This window comes from Bacillus sp. MN7755 (assembly GCF_054771475.1).
The window spans coordinates 29,492-50,679 of record NZ_BTRL01000025.1; the positions used below are offsets into that span (position 1 = coordinate 29,492).

Sequence of the window (21,188 nt, forward strand, 5' to 3'; positions counted from 1 at the left end):
ATGATTTATCGAAAAATACGATGAGTACAAAGCACTCTTGTTAATTCATGCTATCTTTTGTTAAAAAACGTGAATTCAGTCAAGTTCTTGGTTTACGGTATTTCCACTATGGAAAGCACGGAATTGACTCGGTGAAAATCCTGTATTTCTTTTAAATGCATTATAAAAGCTAGATACACTTTGATAGCCTGTTTGATAACCAATCTCTGTACTATTAAAGACCGTTGTCAAGAGAAGTTCCTTTGCTTTCTTAACTCTGATCCTTTCTAAATATATTCGAGGAGTATACCCTGTTCTTTCTTTGAAAATCCGATTTAAATGAAAACGACTAACTCCTACCCTTGATGCAATTTCATTTAATGGCATGTTTTGAACATAATTATTTTTTATCAATCGCATAGTATCTTCCAAAACGCATTCGAACGGATCGTATATTTTTATATTTAGATCTGATCGGCATCTTTTGCATGGGCGATAGCCTGACCTTTGAGCTTCTTGCGCATTTGAAAAAAAGGATACATTTTCATAATTAGGAACCTTAGACTTGCAAGAAGGTCGGCAGAAAATTCCAGTTGTCTTGACTGCGTAAAAGAATATCCCGTCATACGCTGAATCACATGATACTGTGGCTTTCCACATGGTATCTCTGGAAAGGTTATTTTGATCCTTCATTAGATTTTAATCCTCCCTTGTAGGCGAAAATCTTATTACTCAAAATCAGATAACTCGCATATATAGCCACGACAATTAACGGAACAAATATATACAATTGAAAAAATGGAATCACCAGCAAACATAAAATGAAAGAGATTAACGATGCCCACCATGCCGGTGTGTTCTTCCTAAATAATTTAACGCCTGCTGCCATTGAAAGAACATAAACTAGAATCCCTAGAGAAGTCGGTATAAACAAAATATCATCAAACGTTAGTGACAAAGCTTTTGTCACTAACACACCTGCTACCGAAAAACAGATAACAAACAATACCATCTGTCTTGGAATTTGAGTAGTTGCATGCAGCCTTGAGAAAAATTTTGGGAAAGCACCATCTCTGCTTAATGAATATCCTAATTGCGTTAGGCTGGCTACAAAAGCATTCGCTGTCCCTGTACAAATAATTAAAGCTAAAACAGCTGTAACGACTTTGGCACCTCCGCCTACTGTATCTCCCATTATAACACCAATAGGAGACAGGTTGCTTTCTTGACTGCCATATGTGGCCGTTCCAATAGTGACAAGGCTTAGCGCTAAAAATAATAGTCCAATGACAACTGCACTAATAACTGCTCCTTTGACAATATCTTTTTCTGGCCTTTTAAAGTGCTCAGCCAGATTGCAAATCGCCTCCCAACCGAAAAATGCCCAAAAGATAACCGTTATAGCGTTCCCGACAGAAAACCATCCATTTGGAACAAAGGGATTAAAATTTCCCCATTGTATTCTTGGAAACGCCACAAATACAGCTGACGCTAAAAGAATCAGTAATAAAGAACTTAAAATCAATGCAACTTTACCACTAACATTTACACCATAATAATTGGAAACACCTGCAATTACCAAAATAAAGACGGCAATTAAAATTGTTTCAAAATGCGAAAATCCAAATGCCTGACTGACATAAAAAGCACCAGTTAAAGATACAATCGTTTGACCAACTGCTGCTGTTACAAAATAAAACCACCCAACGATATTGCCAAGATGATATCCAAAAGAATTTCTAACAAAGGTTGCTGCTCCACCGGAATCAGGATATATCCGTGCCAAACTAGCAAAGGAATAAGCAAGCGGAAAACTAATTATAATAACGATAAACCAGGATACAATAGATGCAGGGCCCGCTATTGAGGCCGTTACCCCCGATAAAAAAAGGACACCGGATCCTAGAATAGCTGAAATGTATAACGCAATTCCTTGAAATAATCCAATGGCTTTATTGTTCATGATCTCCCCCCTTTTATAGGATTTAGTGTACTAGTAAAAAGGGGAGAATTCTTCTTGTTTTTTGCGGTTTAATTCGTTTAATAAAACAATCAAAAGCATTTTTATTATATTTCTTCTTCAACAATCTGGCCCGATTGTTGAAGAAAGTAGCCTGTTCCAATAAAGAACTTTATTGTTCAGTAAACAACTTGTCATGAAACCATAAAACGAACCGAAATTTTTCTTAAGAGTAGAAAATTCGGCTCGCTTTATGTTGGGATTTGCTTAGCGTATATTTTCGTTAAAACGTGGGCGGGATCCCATTGCTATTAAGCTAAGAATTTAAGTGTAATATCATTTAAGGGAATACTTAAGATACAAATAAAATAGCTTTTCCATGTCGTACTGTTTTATTAAAGTCTACCCCGAGTTGTAGCTAGTTCAATGCGACTGTAAATTCTGAGTTCGGTGCGCCAGCAAATACAACCGTTCCGTTCTCTGGTAGTTTCACTTTGTTATTGTCACTAACAACGGTAAAATTGACGCATACTCCATTCTCATCATACACCGCGAATGAACTTCCTGATGTCAACTCCACATTCATCGTTTTCCCTGCTGCCTCTTGCGGGATCGTAAACCATTTCGCATGCCCATTTTTTTGCAATGTAACTTTCGATAATTGACCTGTATCAAGGGGTTTTACGTTAGATTCACTGACGTATAAAAAGCTGGCCATCTCCATATATTCAGTACCATCCTCTGTATAGAAATGGGCTTCCTTTGTATCCCGCCCATTCATCACAGGAATCTGAATTTGATGCGTCGCCGTATTCGGACCTGTAATTTTTTTGCCGTCCCAATACCCATCCTTGATCGTAATTTGTGTGTTAAGAGGCATTAGTTGTCCTAGATAGTTCATAGAATTAAATTTTTCGTTAACGAGGTAGAACTTTCCACCCTCGCGCTTCGCCCATGCAGCAGCTGTTTTCTTCGGTAACACATTGTTTTCTAATTTCTGGGCTAAATAGTGAGTCAGCACATTTTGCCCTAATCCCGGTGATAATTCATATGTGCTCTCTCTCAAATAAACTTTTCCATTCTTCTCAGTGACAAAGTTAAGCTTGGAAGTACCCTTCTCATTTATAAAGCTTCCATCCGCCGTATATACATATTTTTCTTCCGGTTTAGTTGGTAAAAACAGTTCTCCCTTCTTCGTAATTTCTATTTTGAAATGGCTGTAGCTATTTCCATAAAATCCTGCTTTTTTTACCACGTCTTGGGGCACTTTAGCCTTGACTGGCTTGCCGAAGGATTTATCTGGTTTTATATCCTTAATTGTCCCTTTCTCTTTAAGCCTGGCTAGCAGTAATTTGTTTGCCAACAGTTGATTTGTCATGCTGGAGCCGCCGGAGGACAATACAGCTGCTGCCATCTTCTGTTCTGGAAGCACGACCAATGTAGCATGTTGCAGTATCGTATCCCCACCCTTAGTCAACGCTTTTATCCCATATTCACTGAATGGGTATAGTTTCACACTATCCCAGCCAAGACCATAGTTGAACACATTTCCGCTATCTCCCGGCCACATTCCTTTTTTATATTCTTCTTGTTCCATCGCCTTGACTGCTTTATTAGAGAGAATTTCTTTTCCCTGTCCCATAAATATTTGTGAGAATCGCACCACATCTTCTGCAGTAGAAGAGATTCCTCCCGTACCAATCACATTCACCATTTCACTTGGTAGCTGTCCCTGGTATGTCGGAGAATACAGTCCAGCCCGCTTTTCGTCTTCCCATTTGTCTTGCGATGTTATCATATGATTCAGTTTTAATGGCTCTGTAAACTTTTGATGTAGAAATTCAGTAAAACTCATACCACTGACTCTTTCTACCAAGATCTCAGCCAGTGTAAAACCGTCATTACAGTATACTGAGAACGCACCAGGGTCTGCCTTCAAGTTTTGGTTGGACAATTGTTGCAACAATATATCATGGGCATAAGCATCATTATCTTTAAATAAAAATGCATTATTGAACGTCGAACCTTGCAAACCCGAGGAGTGATTCAACAGCATACGCGGTGTAATACGCTTATATCGTTTATCTTTCATTTTGAAATCAGGAATATAGCGGGCAACAGGAGCATCCAAATCAACTTTTCCTTCGTCTACCAGTTTCATAACAGCCGCAGCTGTATATACTTTACTGGTTGAACCAATTCCGTATAGAGTATCTTTGGTTAGTGGCTCTTTCCCTTCTATGTCGTTCTTACCTGTCTGCCCCGACAAAATAAGTTTACCATTATCAATCAGCGCATACTGTACACTAGTCGTCTCATAGGACTTCGTGAGCAGTGCAGCGTTCTCTGCAGCAATCTTCTCCAAATCTTTGCTAGCAACTTCTTGGCTAGATACAACCGGAGTCTTACTGCTAGAAGACGCTATCGCTCCTGTTGGTAGACTCATCGTTAGAGCTAAGGTAGCGGCTAACACTCCAGATAATTTATTTTCCATAAGAAAAATTCCTCCTTAGACAAATGATCGATTTCATCTTTTATTTGTTCAATTACAAACATCACATAAACTACTATTCTGGCTTTATCCCTACTGTCTATATTCAACAAGTAAAATACTTTTAAAAAGACCAGGATTCTCGGCTCTACCCATACTGTTCAAATTGCCGTCAACATATGCCCCTCCAGCAAAAGTATCAAATCCTGGAATAACACCTGTATGTCCCCATATCGAGACAACGTTAGGAAGTTTAATTTCATAGATTCCTAGACCATATCCATTGATTCCTCCCTTTCCTGCAGGAACTGTAGTGAGTATTTGTTTTAGTTGCTGTTCTTTCAGTAATTGCCACCAATAGAATGCTCTTATTACTAGTTTATTTTTCGTATAAATGTATCCTATTTACCCCCCCTCTTTTACGCTTCTCTATATTTGTATCCTATACAATAAAAATTTCTTTTTTCTTATCCATTTCTTACAATTTCCTTACGTTCAAATCACTTCTATAATTAGGTAGGTTTTATTTTAAAATCTCCAGGATAATAAATGCTTATATAATCCCACGATTTCATAGAAGATGGATTAATAACCATGCGCCAAATCATCATGCACATCTCTCATATTTCCTTGGATTCCCCCCCTCAACCTTTACAACAGTTCCAACCGGCATCAACACTTCTTCACGTTCTTATAAATAGTAATAACTAATCAACTCCTTACCTGAAAATAAATTAATATAGAAAAAGAGAGATAAGGTTAAAATACCTTTATCTCTCCTTTTCTCTCACATATTATACGAAGGATTTTTTTGTTTTGGGGTTAATCTGTTTTCTTAGCTTGATGGGCATGCAAATATTCTACACCTAGCTTTTAGAAAAAAGAAACAACCTCTAATATAATTGACGTTGTATGAGCTTAGCTTGATAGCGATGGAGTACCGTCAGTATTTCGGAAAAACCACACTAAGAGTATACAAGATTTTATACAGTTTTTCGGTTAATCCAATAACAGACAAGAAACCTAAAATCGCAGCAGGATCGAAATGTATAAGAAAATGCATGTATCCATAGAACAAAAAAGACGATTCCCTTGTGAAATTAGGGATTCGTCTTTTTCTTCGCTACCGATAACAAGAATTGTGTAAATAAGCTGTCCATATGGGCAGCTTATTTTATGTTTGCTTAGCCTGGATTTTTTCAAATATACGATATTTTATTTGTTGATATTTTTTTAATCTTCATTATTGATTTCTATTGTACCTGTTCTAGCACTAACCTTTAAAATATTTAACAGATTATCAGGTGTCTTGATTTCCACTTCATATTCAAATGTAGATTGTATTAAGTTGTCATCTTCTAATTCGAATTCTTTTTTCACATTCATAATTTCTCCATTTGTATGCGCTAAAGAAATTTCACGAACTTGTTTCTCTGTGTAGTTTTCATTCTTTTTGGCATAATTGTAACCCATACCATAATATCCACCAACAATAGCAATACCACTTACTAAAATAGCAATTACACTTATCATTATTTTCTTTTTATGTTTTAACATTTCCATCCACTCCTTAATGATTAATCATCTATTCCAAATCTTGCTTCAAGTGCATTTTCTGCTTGCTCTAATTGATCTTCCAGTATATCGTGTTCTCTTTCTTGCGCTTTATATTGTTCAATCGTTATCGTTCCAGCGCGATAATCTGCTTCAAGCTGATTATCAGATAGGTCTATCTTGTCATCTAATTGATCAATTTCTTTTTTTACTGCTAAGTACGTATTTAAGTTTTCTTCTTTTACTCCAACTGGTTTCGTGTTATTTGTCTTTTCAACGATAGATGTAACTTCATTTTTAAAATCCTGTATTTGCTTCGTAGCATTCGTAGCAGCTTGTGCTTTGTGTGGTTCTTGTTGTAGTTGAGAACTTTCTTTTTGCAATGTATCATTTTCCACTTTCAGTTGTTGTACTTCTGTATTGTTATCAGCTTGAGTAGAACAAGCTGTTAAGAATAAACAAGACATTGCTCCAATCAACATCCGATTTCTCATTCTGTTTTCCTCCCTTTACATGTGCACCTTAACCTTGCCTTTATATTACTGAACAAACATTAAAGGAAGATTAATATAACAAAAAATAAAATGATATAATTAAATGGTTTCTAATCTTTCTTTAATGTTTTGGAATTATAGTGATACATATTAATAAGAAGAAAAGGAGAATGTTAATGCGAGTTCTTATTGTCGAAGATGAACAAGATTTACAAAATATATTGGTAAAACGATTAAATGCAGAACATTATAGTGTCGATGCATGTGGGAATGGAGAAGATGCCCTGGATTATATAAACATGGCTGCCTACGATTTGATTGTGCTTGACATTATGATTCCCCGCATAGATGGTTTACAAGTACTACAAAGATTACGCGCGGACAATCATACAACTCCGGTCTTGCTTCTTACAGCTAAAGATACAATTGATGATCGCGTAACAGGACTCGACTTAGGTGCGGACGATTATTTAGTAAAGCCGTTTGCTTTTGACGAACTGTTAGCAAGAATTCGAGTGTTAATGCGAAGAAAAACAGGTAATGCATCTAATGTGTTTGAAATCGCTGACCTAGTAGTAGATTGCAAAATGCATAAAGTAACAAGAGGAGACCAAGTTATCACTCTTTCCAGTAAAGAATTTGCTATTTTAGAATATATGATTCGTAATAAAGAAGTTGTGTTGACACGAGATAAAATTGAGCAACATGTGTGGAATTACGACTATGAAGGTGGATCGAATATTATTGATGTTTACGTCCGCTATCTTCGTAAAAAAATTGATAGCCAGTTTGAAACGAAGTTAATTCATACAGTACGAGGAACTGGTTACGTATTGCGAGTAGAATCATGAAAAGACTATCAATAAAAATGAGAGTAACCCTGTGGTATACGGGGCTAATTGTAATTATTATGGCACTCGTGTTAGCTTTTATTTTAACTTCTTCAGATAAAGTTTTGCTTTTTAATATGAAAGATCAATTGAAGAGCACAGTAAAAGAAAGCATTGAGGATATCGAGTATAAGCATGGACAATTAAAGATGGACGATGATTTTGAAACCTTAGAAGATGGAGTAAATATCATCATTTATAGTAAACAAGGTGAGCTGCTGGTAGGAAATAGTCCAACAAGCTTTAATAAAAAGATATCGCTTAAATCCGATGAAATACAAACCATTAAAGATGGTAATAAAGAATGGATCGTATATGATTCTCTCCATAATACAGGCGGCGATGAGCAAGTCTGGGTTCGTGGAATAATGACCATGAGCCAATTATCATCAACGATGAATACACTTATCGTAGTAACACTCATCTCATTTCCATTACTTATTCTCATTGCGGCAGTGGGAGGATATTTTATTACGCAAAGAGCGTTTCGACCTGTGCAACAAATGAGTGATTCAGCCAGTAAAATTGGTGATGGTAAAGACCTTTCGAAGAGAATTAATTTAAAAGGTTCACCGAAAGACGAAATGTATCATTTAGCACAAACTTTTGACAAAATGTTTGAGCGATTGGAGACATCATTTGAAAGTGAAAAACAATTTACATCTGACGCATCTCATGAATTAAGAACACCAACATCTGTTATTATTTCGCAATGCGAATACGCTTTATCGCAGAGAAATAATCCGAAAGAAATGGAAGAATCGTTAGAAGTAATTTTAAAGCAATCACGTAAGATGTCCTCGCTAATCTCACAACTCTTACTATTAGCAAGAGCTGACCAAGGAAACCATAATACTTTCCAATTTGAATGTATTAATATGAGTGAATTAACGGAAATTGTTGTAGAAGAGCTTTCACTAATGGTTCAAGAAGCTTCAATTGATATAACAACTAATATAGAGGAAGACCTGTTTATGAAAGCAGATCAAACATTGATGATGCGTTTATTAATGAATTTACTAACGAATGCGATTGCTTATAGCAAAGCGAACGGAACTGTTCATATGCAACTGTTCCGCGATGAAACCAACATAATAGGTAAAGTTTCCGATAATGGCATAGGCATCAGCGAGCAACACATTACTAAAATATGGGACAGATTTTATCGAGTTGACGCAGCACGAACATCTTCAAACATCGGAAACACAGGTTTAGGATTGTCGATGGTAAAATGGATTGTCGAACTACACGGAGGAGACATTACGGTTGAAAGTGAATTAGGAGAAGGCAGTACTTTTACATTTAAACTACCAATTGAAAAACAAGCATAATTTATGCACGTCTGTAGCTTCAGAATAAAGATTGATTCAATAGCTCTCTTCAACCCTTATATAAAAGTAATTGACGCATTTTAAGCATCATCGATTTTATCGTTTTGGACAACCTGTTCCGTTAAGTTAATATACATGTGGAAAAAACGATCGAAATAAAACCCCAGAAATCCAAAGGTCTCTGGGGCTGCATTATATATTTAGCTCTTTTTGCTTTTTGTTTTGTTTATGTTTATACAGCAATTTTCGACTTATTAGAGAAATCACTAATAAAGTCAGGATCAATACGATAAGTTGCATAAATGACAAATCAAAATATTTAGCACCTGTAACTATTAAAAGCGTAGAAATCGTGCCTTTTACAACGAAAAAAATAATAACCCATAATCCGCCTTTTTTCCAGTTCATTTTTATATTACCCTTTCCTGCTTTTAAGTTCTTAAAAGATTTAGTAATAGTTCTTGAATGTGATACCTTAATAGAAATCTATTATATTAACAAAAAAGTCATGTCTAATTAAATACGACGATTCTATAATAAGTGAAAATGATATTCATTGTCAATTTTATTGACTATTTGAATACTTATTCTTTATTTTAATCTCTTTTTAATTTGTTTTTTATAAGCAATTAACTCTTGTATTCAAACAAAAAACACCTCCATTGAATTCCCACACTTAGTATGCAAATTCAAGAGGTGTTTTTTCATGTACCATCAAGTAAGATTTCCTGCTTTGTTTATTCGTTTAAGTTTTTGATACGTAGCTATTTTCTAGTACACAATAACTGGATCATACGTATTCAAACTATCATACACAGTTTTTGCAACATTAGGAAGAAGGTTCACACACCCGCCTGATCCCCCTGTTACATAAGCATTATTTCCCCAGTCTTTTCGCCAGCCGGCATCGTGGAATCCTTGACCGCTATTTGTGAATGGAACCCAGTAATCTACTTTAACTGCATAATCAGCTTTACCTACTGCGCTACCTCTTAGCGTGTATGGTGTTCGTTTGTATAGGACGTACCACACACCTGGTGATGTATCTTCACCCGTGCTATGTTTACCCGTTACTACATTTGTTGTAACGACTAATTTCCCATCTTTATAAATCCAAATTTGCTGATCTGCAATTGAAACTTCTGCATATGTGTCTCCGATGCCATTATTCGATGTTGTTTTATAACCGATACCTTCCTTCTCCCAACCATTTCCGTGAATATTAGAAGCAGAAAGTGATTTTTCGCCTTTCTCAAAGGCTTGTTGAACTTGTTTTGTCTCTTTTTCAACATCTAATGCCCAGCCGTATCCTTGTCCTTTTACTGATATGACCGAACCAGAATGTGTTTTAAAAGCGAAGTCTTTATGTAATGTAGATTTAGCCTTATTAATTTCAGTAATCTTATTCTTAATATCGCTCGCATCGATTGTCACTTTCATATCCTTTGACATAGAGGCATTTTGAATTAAATCTTTCGCTTTTAATGAATACACTTCATTTTGCACTTTATAATCAACAGACTGCCCAAGAAGATTCTGTAATGCTTTTTCTTCTTTTTTAATAATCGGATCGTCTTCTTTAATAGGCTGTATGTATGCAGACTTTAGATGAATTTCGCTTTTATGCTTCTGCTTATCATAATCTTTTAGTAAACTCGTAACGTCATACTGTTTCCCATCAACGCTCTTCGAAATAACAACTTTCCCTTGTTCAAGCTTCGCCATAGCATCTTGAGGTGCTTTTAATTTTTCATTCATAGAGACGAGCTTTTCTTCTACAAGTTTTTTCATCGTTTCACTACGGTACTTCTCTGCCTTTTCTGGTAGTAGTGAATAATTTTTTTCCTTTGCAGAAGGGAAAAATGTCCACTGGCTTTTTAATAGTTTCTTAACTTGCGGCGAATCTTTTTCCGTCAGTTCCGTTTTCGTCTCTTTTTCATCTAAAATTTGTTGTTGATCAATATAGACTTTGTTTGCTAGTCCAGATGTTTTTAATTTCTGTATTGCCTCATCAGCGCTCATACCACCGACTTTTGTATCGTTAATCGTAACATTTGAATTGAAGTGAGTTGCCTGGTAATAACTCATTCCCCCAATGAGAAGTGCAATTACACCGCCACCCGCTGCGATAAGCTTCCAATTTGTAAAACGTTTTTTCGATCTTACCCGTTTTTTCTCAACTTCTTCAACTGATTCATTTACTGTATTGTTATTCATCAATCTTTCCCCCGTATACATTAACGTCAATCGATTTTAAACCAAAACCATTGATTAGTGTACCTTATTTTTCCTGAAATTTCATTATTTTTAACTAGATTTTATCTCATTTAATCGATTAAAGTTAGATTTTTTAATAGAAAGATATATAAAGATGGTAGATAAAGTGAAAAAGGGAGGCACCAATCGAACTATTACAGCCCCCTTGCATTCCCCAAATTTTGAAGGGTTATACTCTCAATGAACACTTTAACTTAGTGAAATAATTTTTAGAAGGTTCAAGTTAGAGGAAGGCACCGTAGAATTTCTTTTATGAAAAATATCCACAAAAAAGGTTCTAATTTTAGACTCTTTTTTGTGAATATTTTAATGTAGCATATTTTATAAAGTTATAATCCCCTATTTCACTACATATAAATGCTTCCCGCTTTTCGCCACGTTTCACAACATCTACTATCAACCTAACTAATTTCACTTTATGATCTTGATCATCAACAATTTTAAGTTTCTTTAAACTATTATATATGTTTGTACCACGCTTTGTTGATACGACTAATCTTTACAGGTGTTGAGGTTTTAGACTCATTTTTTGGTGTAATTATATTATTAGAACATCCTGCAATCATGAGACAGCATGTAGCCAATAAAACCAATAACATTAATTTATTCAAATAGCCACTCCTATATAAGCGAAATATTATATTGAGAAAATTAAACATAACACCGAACCTTTGTAAAAACAATATATTTCCTGTTTTTATTATACATTAGCGGATTAATAGGCACCTTAAAGTGCCATAATCCGTCAATTTCCAATTTCCATTTTATCCGATTCTCAATATTTATTCCAATATAAAAAGATAGCTATTTTGTTGAAAACTAATTATCTCTCAAAATGAAAAATACGAACTGAATTTCTATAACCATATATGTTTATTCAGCTAACTTATCTCCCGTAACAATCCAAAACAAAGTAGCTGCATTTTTTCCATTTAATTGAGCGTACCCAATCCCCCCCACCGTGATTTCTATTTTATCCTTATTGGGACTTACCCAAATTTGATACAAAGCAGCTTTCGCCTCTATTTTCGGATTTTTAGATTGAAAAATAAAGTGATAATCAGCCGGACGAGACATTTCCACTTTTTCATTCTCAAAATTAGTATCATTTAATATTTTCTTTACTTCCCGAACTTGCTTATTATCTGTAACTACCTTCAAATCTTCATATTTATCATCAACATGTTTTTGCACTTTAATTGTTTGTTCTTCATTTCCTATTATATTCGAACAGCCCGTTACTATGAATATAACTATGGCAATAAAAACCACAGATAAATTTCTACCCTTCATATTCATCTACCTCATTTCATAAAAATTTAGAATATTGTAAAATAAAGGTAATTACTTTATGGTTAGAAATATAAAAAATATCAGGAAAGGAGCACCATTCATGCAGTTAAAAACATACACTTGGAAAAGTTATACGTTTCTTATTGTAAGTATATTCGTTACTATTAATCTCTTTCTCTTCACACCTATTTTAGACAGAGTTGGAGTAGAATATGTCGTGCCTTTCGCCTACTTCATATTAGCTTCTGCTGTTATAACGCTTATATTGGCTGTTATTTCACTCTATAGCCGCACTGAAAAGAAAGTTTTATCAATTATCGGTTTATGTTTTACTCTATTTAACACAGTAATTATTTTATTTTTCCTTTGGTTTGGTTACCATTTCGCTTAAGTGAAATATAAATAAACTCCATAAGCCACAAATAAAATGAATAGAATAGAAATGCCGAGTACTGTGTATATAATCCATTTTACATTTGAACTCATATACTCCCCCTTCTCGCTTCATAACAATTCCATTATATAACAAAAAAGCATTGGATACCCAATGCTTTTTCACACTTACGCAAATAAAGACGTATTCGCATATAACGCTGGTGAACCACCTGAATGTACGAATAAAATGTTGTCTTCTTTATTAAATGTACCTTTTTTAATTAAATCGATTAGTCCCGCTACTGCTTTACCTGTATACACTGGATCAAGTAAAATACCTTCTGTTTTCGCAAGTAATTGAACTGCTTCCACCATTTCTGGCGTTGGTAACGCGTAACCTGGCCCTACATATTCATCAAAGCATGTAACCGCTTCGCGCGGGATAAAGTTTGGAATACCAACGTGAGCCGACGTTTCTTCTACAAGTTTTGCTACTTTCTCCTCTTGCTCTGCTTTTCCTCTACTTACGTTAATTCCGATTACTGGGATGTTACTTTGTGTTCCTGCAAATCCAGTAATTAAACCAGCGTGCATACCAGCGCTACCACTTACGCAAACAACTGAACTGAAATCAATTCCTTGGTCAAATGATTGCGCCATAATTTCTTGCGCACAAGCAACGTATCCCAATGCACCAGTAGGATTTGATCCACCAACTGGTATTACATATGGTGTACTACCTTTCTCACTTACTTCTTTCGCTACTTTTTGCATTTCTTCCATAAGATCTGCTCCGTTTGGTACAACAATTACGTTTTTAGCACCTAATAAATGATATAAGAAATAGTTTCCGTTAAAGTCTGGCTTCTCTTCTGGCTCAAGTCCTTCTTCTAATACAAGGATACATTTCATTTTCTCTTTTACCGCAGCTGCAAGTGTTAAGCGGCAATGATTCGACTGAATACCACCAGCTGTAATTAACGTATCCGCACCTTTCTCCTGTGCATCTGCAACTAGAAACTCTAACTTTCTCGTCTTATTTCCACCAGCTGTTAAACCAAGTAAATCATCTCGTTTAAAATAAATAGTCGGCCCACCAAGTGCTTCAGAAAAATTATTTAATTTTTCAATTGGTGTATATGATTCTGTATATTTTTTTCTCGGGAATTTAGCTAAATTCATAAATAACGCTCCTTTTGTACTTCTTTCACAATGTATGTAACGTTACTATTATTGCATGTAAAAATGGTGAAGTCATCTTTCTAGGGGAAAAATGTATTGGATTTTCAATTTCCATTGCGGTACATGAAATTATACGAGTACTGTAGACTTCAATACGGTGCATGAAATTTATATCAGTGATTTTTCAAATATATCAGCGATTCTTAACTTATATCGGCGGTTTTCAAAATATATCAACGATTCTTAATTTATATCAGCGATTCTTAATTTATATCAGCGATTTTTCAAATATATCGACTTACCGACAAAAAGCGGCAAAACAAAAAGAGCCCACTCGTTAAAAAGTAGGCCCTTACCAATCACTTATTTGCCGAAAAACGAAGAAGCTGCGTTAATCCTGGCTCTAAATTCATTTCGCCTTTATGGCGTACATATACAATCTTATTCCCATCAAATTTCGGAGGATTCCCTGGATTATACGTCAGCCACTCGTTCGTTCCTTCTATAGAGTACTCCATGTATTCTGTTGCACCGACAATTACATTTTTACTATCATCAGCGGTTACATTGGGTGCCATTTGTGCAATTTTCGAATCACTAATTAATAATTTCTTTATTTCCTTATCACGTTTGTAATCGTAAGCTGTCACCATTACATCGCTACCATATGCTTTCACTTGCAACCCTTGTTTAAATGAATAGCCATCAGGAGCAGTCTTCTCTCCGCCATTTGGTCCAGCCGACATCCAGCCCGTTTCAATCCCGCCCGTATTTACAACCGTAAATCCTTTATTATCTCCGCCTGTAATTTTCTTTTTACCAGCCCAGTCTGGTAAGTTTAAATCCCAATGCGTGTGACTCGTGAAGAAAACAACTTGCGGATAGTCTTTTAATATATCGTACAACTTATCAACGTTTAAATAATCTTGTAAATACGGATTTTGTCTTGATCCAGATACTGTATCAGGTAAAACGTGATGAGAGAAAATGAAGATTGGCTTATTTTTATCTTTTTGACTATATTCTTCTAAATTTTGTTTTAACCAACCTAATTGCTCATCACTCATATATACTTCATCCCACATTTTTGAATCGTGGTATTTCATATATTTTTCAGTTCCTAAAAATAAAAGCGGATAACCGTCTAATTCTTTTTTATGATATACCTTTTCTTGTCCGCTAAATTGTAAGTAGCGACCAAATAGCGTTTCTTCCGTTACACCATTTGGCCATGTACTTTGAGAGAGCTTCCCATCAGCTGTCCATTTACCAGCATAAAACTCATGATTCCCAACAGTTGACCATACATTCTCTGGATGCTTATTTTTGTTTAATACACGCTTCACATCATCATATTGGGACTGTTGTCCAGTTGACGTTATATCCCCATTCATAATAAGCGCTCTAGAAAGTGGCGTCACTTTGTTCATATCTTTTAATACGTGATCAAAATCTCCTAAATCCCCTTGAATGTCACTAATAACGTTAAAAGTTGTAGCTGACTTTCGAACTTGCTCATTCCCTTCCGCATGTGCTGAAAATGTCGGTAATAATGCCGCCATAACAGCTAATGAAGCAACTGCCTTTTTCATACAAATTCTCCCCCTAATAATAGAATGTACAAACTGACATGTTCTGCTTTCTCTTAGGTGCTTGTCCAATTCACATTATAAGGAGGGATTGTAAAGATAGATGGCATTAAAAGTTAAGTGTTTTTTAAGAGATTTTGTCGTTTTTTGCACTCCGCAATTAGCGATTCGCACCAATCTAGCTTTCTAGCTTTCAACATTACATAAATGTAAATTTTGATGTTAAATCTCTTAGTTTCATACGTTGTTTTTTATTACTTTTAATTTTCGGGAAAAATCCACTAATTAATAGAGTTATAATCCATGCCATTATTAGAATAAAATTTATTGTATTACCGGAATTCAAACTGAAAACTCTCCACAAATAGGCAGCACAAAAAACGAGAACAGCAGTAATAACAAGTAAAAATGTCCTAACTACTAATCCGATGTAAGATTTCTTCTCTTGCTTAAGAATGAAAGTTCTTCTACCTTTGTACAATCTAATCACAAACAGCAGCAAGTATATACCAAGTGTGGCTCCAATAACAATTGATGTAATGGCGTTATTTTTTCTCTGCTCAGCTAGAGCGAAGTAACTTTCAGGTAATTTTCCAGTTTCATATTCAATCCATGCGTGGTAAATATCCTGTCGTAAGTCTATACCCCCTTCACTATTCGTAAGAATTACCAATCCATCCTTTGTATTAGGAATGAAACCATAAAAAGAATGCCAACCTCGATTGTCACCAGAATGATAAATTAATTTCCATTGATTAGATAGTTTTTTTTCAAATATACCTAAACCATTCTCCCCTAATACCGGCTTTTGCATTTCCTCAACACGTTCACTTTTGATGACACCATTACCTTTATTATTTGCATCCATACTTGCAAGTATCAATGTCATCATATCGGTAACATTTGTCTTAAGACCTGCAGCAGCCTGTTCGGTAAATTGGTAACTAGGGAGCTCCTCTCCAAAATATCCATAAGCTTTCGAAAGGTTATGGTTTTCAGGACGTTGTAAGAATGAACTAGATTTCATTCCTAAAGGTTTCATAATTTGTTCTTCCATATAACGATCAAACGGTATTCCGGTAACTTCTTCAATTACAAGTTGTAAAATTGTATATCCGCCACCAGAGTAAATTGTTTCTGAACCTGGTTTATTAGTAACCTCCACTGGTTCATTAAGCCATCCTTTTCCAGACAGAGATTCCTCAATAGAGTCAAGATGTTTCCCTGGTGCAACCCCGAGGTATCCTTTATGTGCAGATAGCCCTGCAGTATGACTTAACAATCTTCTTATTGTGACTTCATTATTATTAAACTCTGAATTAGGTAATTTCCATTTGGTCAGATATTTTCCAACGGGATCATCTAGTGTTAAACGCCCTTCATCTACAAGATGCAAGATTCCCCATGCTGTAAGATTTTTAGAAATGGAACCAGCCTGAAACAAAGTATCATCACTCACCGCTTTTTTTGCCTTTTTATCTACATAACCGTAGTTAAGTGTATAAGCAATACGCCCCTCATGTACAATCCCTATTGCAACCCCTGGTACATTATAATTTTCTTGCCATTTTGGTACCTGTTCATCCATCTTTTTTTTAAAGTTTTCTATATTCCTATCAGTCAATGTACCCGATTCTGCCCTCGCTACTTTCATAAACCACACTTCATTCGTAATTAGCATACAAATAATTAAACATAAAATACCTTTGCATATTATCGACGCTTTTTGTCTATTCTTCATTTGTCCTACCCCCTTTTTTCAGAATATTCTCTCCGTCACTCAGAATATCCCATTCGTTTATCTAGTTCTATCGATTTTTATTACTTAACCTTACAAAATTGTAATAAAAATCAAAAAGTTAAATACTTAGGGGTTTTACTGTTCTTTATCCAAGGGCAATGAATTTAATACGAAAAAAAAGACACAGAGATTCCTCCCCATGCCTACTAATCCTCTACTTCTTCACCGCATGTACATAATGCACTGTTTCAAAAGCTTCTAAATAATCGTTTCGTCCTTCAAAATATAATTTATTTATGTCTTCTGGCGATAAATGCTCATAAATGAGTAAGCCCGCCTTCTCTAACAGTGCTTCCATTTCGGCATAAGAAAAACATGATTTCATCGGTTCTCCACCTACCGCAGCCATTTTTACCATGTTTTCAACTCGATTGGACAATCCCTTTTCCGTAAATAAGTTTTCATCAGGATAATCGAAAACGATAGAACTCCCTACCGGAACCATCTCGAATAAGTATTCTATTAAACTAGAAAGTTCCTCTTTCGTTAAATAGTACGTAACACCTAAAAGACTAAAGAAAGTCTTTTTATTTTCAAATGCTTCATTCCGTAACTGTTCATTGGAAAATCCTTTCGTAAAATCCATTGAAACAAAATGAAGGTTGTTTGGAATTTCAAATTCTGCTTCTTTTATTCTCTCCTTCTTAAATCTTTGCGTAGAAGGATGATCTATTTCAAATATTTCTATTTTATCCTCTAACTCTCGGTGTCTAAAACTAAACGTGTCTAAGCCTGCACCGAGTATGACGTATTGTTTTGCTCCCAATGTAATTTCATGTAGTAATACTCTTTCACAATATGCCGCACGTGCTAAAGGTGTTGGTGATAATTGAACTTGTGTAATCCATTTTAATATTTCTGTTGGATTATCTTGAAACTGCTCTGCAATGTCTTTATTGAAAAAATGTATTCCTTGAACCATATTCGTTTCAATATCGCTTCGTTCTTTTGGCGAAATGAATTCTTTAGCTACATAATCATCAAAGATTTTAGAACTATCAAATTCACTATGATATGCCCTGCTAAAAGCTGATACTAATGACGTTACACTTGCTTCACCTTTTTTCACGCACATACACTCTCCTTCATTTTCACAACAAAAATAGGGTTCCCCTGGCCAGGAGAACCCTATTATACACTTTATTTTTATTTTGGTAAATTATAGCATAAATAAGTTTTTTTGTCAAGTTTTCAGTCTGCTTCTACATCGACACTTTGTATATTCTTTGGCAGAGAAATCAGAATTATATACATAATTTCCCGAATTATTTATCCATTCTTTTTTGAGCAGTATTAGTATCTTGAGATACTGGTATATGGTCGGTAGCTCTAGATAAACCTATTTTTGGCATATTAACATAGATCGCTTCAGAAGCACCTTTTTCTATTTGATATGTCTCGTGAAAAACACCGACACTTCCATTATCTTTAATCATATTATTGTAGGATTTCCAAGCATATGAATGGTTTTTTCCGTGAGCGTAGTTTACTAATTCATCGAATCCCTTCCAGTATTGAATTAAGACCACCTTTCTCCAACTAAAGAAAAATTCTGTATGTAAGAAACCCCATTGTGGGTTTTGATACAATTCTTTAATCATAGGTCCCATAGCATTGAAAACTGGTATCCACTTCCAAAATTTTAATAGGTTATTAATACGCATACCAATAATAAAAACAACAAATTCTTGATCCTTGCTATTGGCTATATGCCTGCCGTTAAAAATTTTAGCCCCCACTTTAATCCCCCTTTTTTACTGAACATAAATAATGTGCAGTTCCCAAATAAACCATAACATTTTCCCATGAATTTTCCAATTACTTTAACGTAGATTATGAAAGGCTTCATTTAACAATAAAGGTTATATGTTTCCTACCTTTTTATTATTAATATTTTTTCTAAATCTCCTTTTTACCAGGAACATTTTAATAATATATTTCAATAACGATAGCATTGCCGCCCCCCTTCTAAACAGAAATTTTTCCGCAAAATTCCCAGCCCATTACCACTCAACAACTTTGTATATTCTCCGGCAGGAAAATTGTCGATTCACACAGAATACTCCAAATTATAACAATATATATGGAGGCCAATATGAAACGATTCGTCATTATTACAGTAGGAAAAACACACAGCGGTAAAACTACATTTGCAAAAGCTTTAGAAAAAGAGTTACCCTACTCTTTCGTTATGGATCAAGATAACCAAGCTGAATTTATTAACACGCATTACGAAAAATTACAGCCGGCTAAAGGTCCTAATACATTTAAGCACGGCCTTTCAAAATTCATTGTTGATTATGCAAAAGAACATACAAATTTACACCTTATTATTAGTAACTCCAATCGCAGTAAAAATGGAAGGTTATATTTACTAAACGAATTATTTCCACAAAATGAATATGTACGCATACTCGTTCACTTTGACATTCCAGATGATATACTTTATGAAAGAGTGACTCGAAGCACGCGAAGTACAAATATTTTTAGAGGTAGCTATTCTAGTTTCAAAGAAGTTCTGAATTGGCAACAAGCTGAATCACTTCACGAAGATGTCGTAGATCCTGTAGAAAACGAGTCTGATTATTTGTTTGTTATTCGTAATAATAAAGATGTACACTCTACTATCGAAGAAATTGTTCATCTAGCTAAAGATGTGTCCCCTACTCCAAAATAAAAGAATTTAAAAATTACATAATCATAGATTATTATGCAAATCCTTCCTCTAAGCGCCTAACATGGTATATAATGATAAGATAATCTACTTCTATATGCTCAATTTTACACAAAACAGCTCATGCATATGAAAGAAAAGAGGTACAAAAATATGAAAACAAAACAAACAATCGCTGCGTCTACACTAGCTTTAGCGATGATTGCTGGCGCAAACTCTGCTCATGCAGAAGTAACTGATGCTACTCCTCAGCAAAGTACGGGAGATCGATTAGCTGAAATTAAGCAACATAAACAAGAGTTAGATGCGAAATTGCAGCAGCACAAAGAAAATGTTGATCAAACATTGAATGAACTTAACAAGGTTAAGGAAAATGTTGATACGAAGGTGAATGAACTACATGAACGTAAACAAGTTGCTGATGAAAAAATTAACGAGATTAAACAACATAAACAAGAGTTAGATGCAAAACTTCAGCAAGACAAACAAATCGCCGAAGATAAAATCGCGGAAATAAAAGAGCATAAAAAACAAGTAGAAGATAAAGTTGCTGAAGTTAAAGAACATAAACAAAATATCGATAATAAGGTTAATGAGATTAAAGAACATAAACAAACTGTCGATGAAAAAGTGAATGAAATTAAGCGACATAAAGAAAACATTGATCAGAAGGTTAATGAACTTAAGGAAGTTAAAAAACAGGTAGATGAAAAATTAGCTGAGTTAAAGAAAGCGAAACAAACTGCTGAGGACAAACTTGCTGAGCTAAAAGAAAACAAGCCGAATACTGGTAACACGTTAGAGGAACTTAAGAAAATTAAAGGCAATTTAGATAGTCTTTCCGCTAACTTAGAACTAGCTAAACAAGATGTGAAAAACAAACTAGCTGCATTACAAGAAGCTAGACAAGATTTAATCAATAAAATTAACGAAATTAAACAATCAAAACAAACTGTTTCAGACGATTTATCAAAGAAAAAACAAGACTTAGATATTAAAATCAACGACTTTAAACACACTGAGAAAAAAATTGATGACAAATTAGCTGAGATACATACAACGAAGCAAAATGTAGATAACAAGATCAATGAAGTATCACAATCAAAACAAACAGAAACAAAGACTGGTACTGCAAATACAAACAACAATGCTAGAGAACTTCCTAACGCTGGTAGTGAGCAATCAAATAATATGACTTTAGGTATGTTATCTGTATTAGGCGGGATTTTATTAGTAACACGAAATAAAATTAAAACGTTATTCTCAAAATAAAGCCATTATACTTCTTAAAAACAATT

At 34.8% G+C, this 21,188-nt stretch carries 18 protein-coding genes and 1 pseudogene; 5 read left to right on the forward strand and 14 right to left on the reverse strand.

The window, feature by feature from the left end; translation table 11 throughout:
- Positions 1-75 precede the first annotated feature (75 nt).
- The 6 genes and pseudogenes from ACYVEC_RS24455 to ACYVEC_RS24480 form a co-directional block, all read right to left on the reverse strand.
- Positions 76-672, reverse strand: coding sequence for a bifunctional transcriptional activator/DNA repair enzyme AdaA (locus tag ACYVEC_RS24455; protein ID WP_063222281.1), 597 nt, complete (start codon positions 670-672; stop codon positions 76-78).
- A complete protein-coding gene (locus tag ACYVEC_RS24460; protein WP_199678011.1) occupies positions 656-1,942 on the reverse strand; it encodes an APC family permease in 1,287 nt (428 codons plus the stop codon). Before ACYVEC_RS24460 ends, ACYVEC_RS24455 begins: the two co-directional genes overlap by 17 nt.
- 415 nt (positions 1,943-2,357) lie before the next feature.
- Positions 2,358-4,433 (reverse strand): serine hydrolase domain-containing protein, encoded by a 2,076-nt coding sequence (locus tag ACYVEC_RS24465; protein WP_063222283.1) that lies wholly within the window; start codon positions 4,431-4,433, stop codon positions 2,358-2,360.
- 90 nt (positions 4,434-4,523) lie between these two features.
- Positions 4,524-4,781, reverse strand: a pseudogene (locus ACYVEC_RS24470) (serine hydrolase domain-containing protein); the annotation flags it as partial.
- An 882-nt stretch (positions 4,782-5,663) separates the two neighbouring features.
- Complete coding sequence (locus ACYVEC_RS24475) at positions 5,664-5,987, reverse strand: PepSY domain-containing protein (RefSeq protein ID WP_063222284.1); 324 nt, start codon at positions 5,985-5,987, stop codon at positions 5,664-5,666.
- A gap of 20 nt (positions 5,988-6,007) precedes the next feature.
- Complete coding sequence (locus tag ACYVEC_RS24480; protein WP_063222285.1) at positions 6,008-6,478, reverse strand: hypothetical protein; 471 nt, start codon at positions 6,476-6,478, stop codon at positions 6,008-6,010.
- A gap of 176 nt (positions 6,479-6,654) precedes the next feature.
- Here ACYVEC_RS24480 and ACYVEC_RS24485 point away from each other — a divergent pair, with 176 nt between their 5' ends.
- Together ACYVEC_RS24485 and ACYVEC_RS24490 are read left to right on the forward strand one after the other, a co-directional pair.
- The gene (locus ACYVEC_RS24485; protein ID WP_063222286.1) at positions 6,655-7,329 is read left to right on the forward strand and encodes a response regulator transcription factor; all 675 of its coding nucleotides are present in this window, start codon (positions 6,655-6,657) and stop codon (positions 7,327-7,329) included.
- A complete protein-coding gene (locus ACYVEC_RS24490; protein ID WP_460508780.1) occupies positions 7,326-8,699 on the forward strand; it encodes a sensor histidine kinase in 1,374 nt (457 codons plus the stop codon). Before ACYVEC_RS24485 ends, ACYVEC_RS24490 begins: the two co-directional genes overlap by 4 nt.
- A gap of 192 nt (positions 8,700-8,891) precedes the next feature.
- On the opposite strand, the gene ACYVEC_RS24495 is transcribed toward ACYVEC_RS24490, so the two are convergent.
- From ACYVEC_RS24495 to ACYVEC_RS24505, 3 genes are all read right to left on the reverse strand, one after another.
- Positions 8,892-9,107, reverse strand: a complete 216-nt coding sequence (locus ACYVEC_RS24495; RefSeq protein ID WP_063222288.1) for a hypothetical protein — start codon at positions 9,105-9,107, stop codon at positions 8,892-8,894.
- A 363-nt stretch (positions 9,108-9,470) separates the two neighbouring features.
- Positions 9,471-10,916, reverse strand: a complete 1,446-nt coding sequence (locus tag ACYVEC_RS24500; RefSeq protein WP_063222289.1) for a L,D-transpeptidase family protein — start codon at positions 10,914-10,916, stop codon at positions 9,471-9,473.
- Positions 10,917-11,849: 933 nt separating this feature from the next.
- Positions 11,850-12,269 (reverse strand): hypothetical protein, encoded by a 420-nt coding sequence (locus ACYVEC_RS24505; RefSeq protein WP_063222290.1) that lies wholly within the window; start codon positions 12,267-12,269, stop codon positions 11,850-11,852.
- A 100-nt stretch (positions 12,270-12,369) separates the two neighbouring features.
- Here ACYVEC_RS24505 and ACYVEC_RS24510 point away from each other — a divergent pair, with 100 nt between their 5' ends.
- Complete coding sequence (locus ACYVEC_RS24510; RefSeq protein WP_063222291.1) at positions 12,370-12,660, forward strand: hypothetical protein; 291 nt, start codon at positions 12,370-12,372, stop codon at positions 12,658-12,660.
- A 170-nt stretch (positions 12,661-12,830) separates the two neighbouring features.
- Here the strand turns inward: ACYVEC_RS24510 and cuyA are convergent, their stop codons facing one another.
- The 5 genes from cuyA to ACYVEC_RS24535 form a co-directional block, all read right to left on the reverse strand.
- On the reverse strand, positions 12,831-13,826 hold the full coding sequence (cuyA, locus tag ACYVEC_RS24515) for a D-cysteate sulfo-lyase (protein WP_460508786.1): 996 nt from the start codon (positions 13,824-13,826) through the stop codon (positions 12,831-12,833).
- A 359-nt stretch (positions 13,827-14,185) separates the two neighbouring features.
- Positions 14,186-15,418, reverse strand: coding sequence for a DUF4073 domain-containing protein (locus ACYVEC_RS24520; RefSeq protein WP_063222293.1), 1,233 nt, complete (start codon positions 15,416-15,418; stop codon positions 14,186-14,188).
- A 196-nt stretch (positions 15,419-15,614) separates the two neighbouring features.
- Positions 15,615-17,156 carry a serine hydrolase domain-containing protein gene (locus ACYVEC_RS24525; protein WP_063222294.1) on the reverse strand — a complete coding sequence of 514 codons (1,542 nt, stop codon included), beginning with the start codon at positions 17,154-17,156 and terminating at the stop codon, positions 15,615-15,617.
- A 214-nt stretch (positions 17,157-17,370) separates the two neighbouring features.
- Complete coding sequence (locus ACYVEC_RS24530; RefSeq protein ID WP_080468419.1) at positions 17,371-18,291, reverse strand: class I SAM-dependent methyltransferase; 921 nt, start codon at positions 18,289-18,291, stop codon at positions 17,371-17,373.
- Between the two features lie 190 nt (positions 18,292-18,481).
- Positions 18,482-18,955 carry a DUF4188 domain-containing protein gene (locus ACYVEC_RS24535; RefSeq protein ID WP_063222296.1) on the reverse strand — a complete coding sequence of 158 codons (474 nt, stop codon included), beginning with the start codon at positions 18,953-18,955 and terminating at the stop codon, positions 18,482-18,484.
- 356 nt (positions 18,956-19,311) lie between these two features.
- Here ACYVEC_RS24535 and ACYVEC_RS24540 point away from each other — a divergent pair, with 356 nt between their 5' ends.
- Entirely contained in the window at positions 19,312-19,893 is a 582-nt protein-coding gene (locus ACYVEC_RS24540) for an ATP-binding protein (RefSeq protein ID WP_063222297.1), read from the forward strand.
- A gap of 150 nt (positions 19,894-20,043) precedes the next feature.
- Entirely contained in the window at positions 20,044-21,162 is a 1,119-nt protein-coding gene (locus ACYVEC_RS24545; RefSeq protein ID WP_460508793.1) for an LPXTG cell wall anchor domain-containing protein, read from the forward strand.
- The last annotated feature ends 26 nt before the right edge of the window (positions 21,163-21,188 follow it).

Coding starts and splice junctions, on each gene's coding strand:
- ACYVEC_RS24455 (WP_063222281.1), bottom strand. CDS start 672: ATGAAGGATCAAAATAACCTTTCCAGAGATACCATGTGGAAAGCCACA.
- ACYVEC_RS24460 (WP_199678011.1), bottom strand. CDS start 1,942: ATGAACAATAAAGCCATTGGATTATTTCAAGGAATTGCGTTATACATT.
- ACYVEC_RS24465 (WP_063222283.1), bottom strand. CDS start 4,433: ATGGAAAATAAATTATCTGGAGTGTTAGCCGCTACCTTAGCTCTAACG.
- ACYVEC_RS24475 (WP_063222284.1), bottom strand. CDS start 5,987: ATGTTAAAACATAAAAAGAAAATAATGATAAGTGTAATTGCTATTTTA.
- ACYVEC_RS24480 (WP_063222285.1), bottom strand. CDS start 6,478: ATGAGAAATCGGATGTTGATTGGAGCAATGTCTTGTTTATTCTTAACA.
- ACYVEC_RS24485 (WP_063222286.1), top strand. CDS start 6,655: ATGCGAGTTCTTATTGTCGAAGATGAACAAGATTTACAAAATATATTG.
- ACYVEC_RS24490 (WP_460508780.1), top strand. CDS start 7,326: ATGAAAAGACTATCAATAAAAATGAGAGTAACCCTGTGGTATACGGGG.
- ACYVEC_RS24495 (WP_063222288.1), bottom strand. CDS start 9,107: ATGAACTGGAAAAAAGGCGGATTATGGGTTATTATTTTTTTCGTTGTA.
- ACYVEC_RS24500 (WP_063222289.1), bottom strand. CDS start 10,916: ATGAATAACAATACAGTAAATGAATCAGTTGAAGAAGTTGAGAAAAAA.
- ACYVEC_RS24505 (WP_063222290.1), bottom strand. CDS start 12,269: ATGAAGGGTAGAAATTTATCTGTGGTTTTTATTGCCATAGTTATATTC.
- ACYVEC_RS24510 (WP_063222291.1), top strand. CDS start 12,370: ATGCAGTTAAAAACATACACTTGGAAAAGTTATACGTTTCTTATTGTA.
- cuyA (WP_460508786.1), bottom strand. CDS start 13,826: ATGAATTTAGCTAAATTCCCGAGAAAAAAATATACAGAATCATATACA.
- ACYVEC_RS24520 (WP_063222293.1), bottom strand. CDS start 15,418: ATGAAAAAGGCAGTTGCTTCATTAGCTGTTATGGCGGCATTATTACCG.
- ACYVEC_RS24525 (WP_063222294.1), bottom strand. CDS start 17,156: ATGAAGAATAGACAAAAAGCGTCGATAATATGCAAAGGTATTTTATGT.
- ACYVEC_RS24530 (WP_080468419.1), bottom strand. CDS start 18,291: ATGTGCGTGAAAAAAGGTGAAGCAAGTGTAACGTCATTAGTATCAGCT.
- ACYVEC_RS24540 (WP_063222297.1), top strand. CDS start 19,312: ATGAAACGATTCGTCATTATTACAGTAGGAAAAACACACAGCGGTAAA.
- ACYVEC_RS24545 (WP_460508793.1), top strand. CDS start 20,044: ATGAAAACAAAACAAACAATCGCTGCGTCTACACTAGCTTTAGCGATG.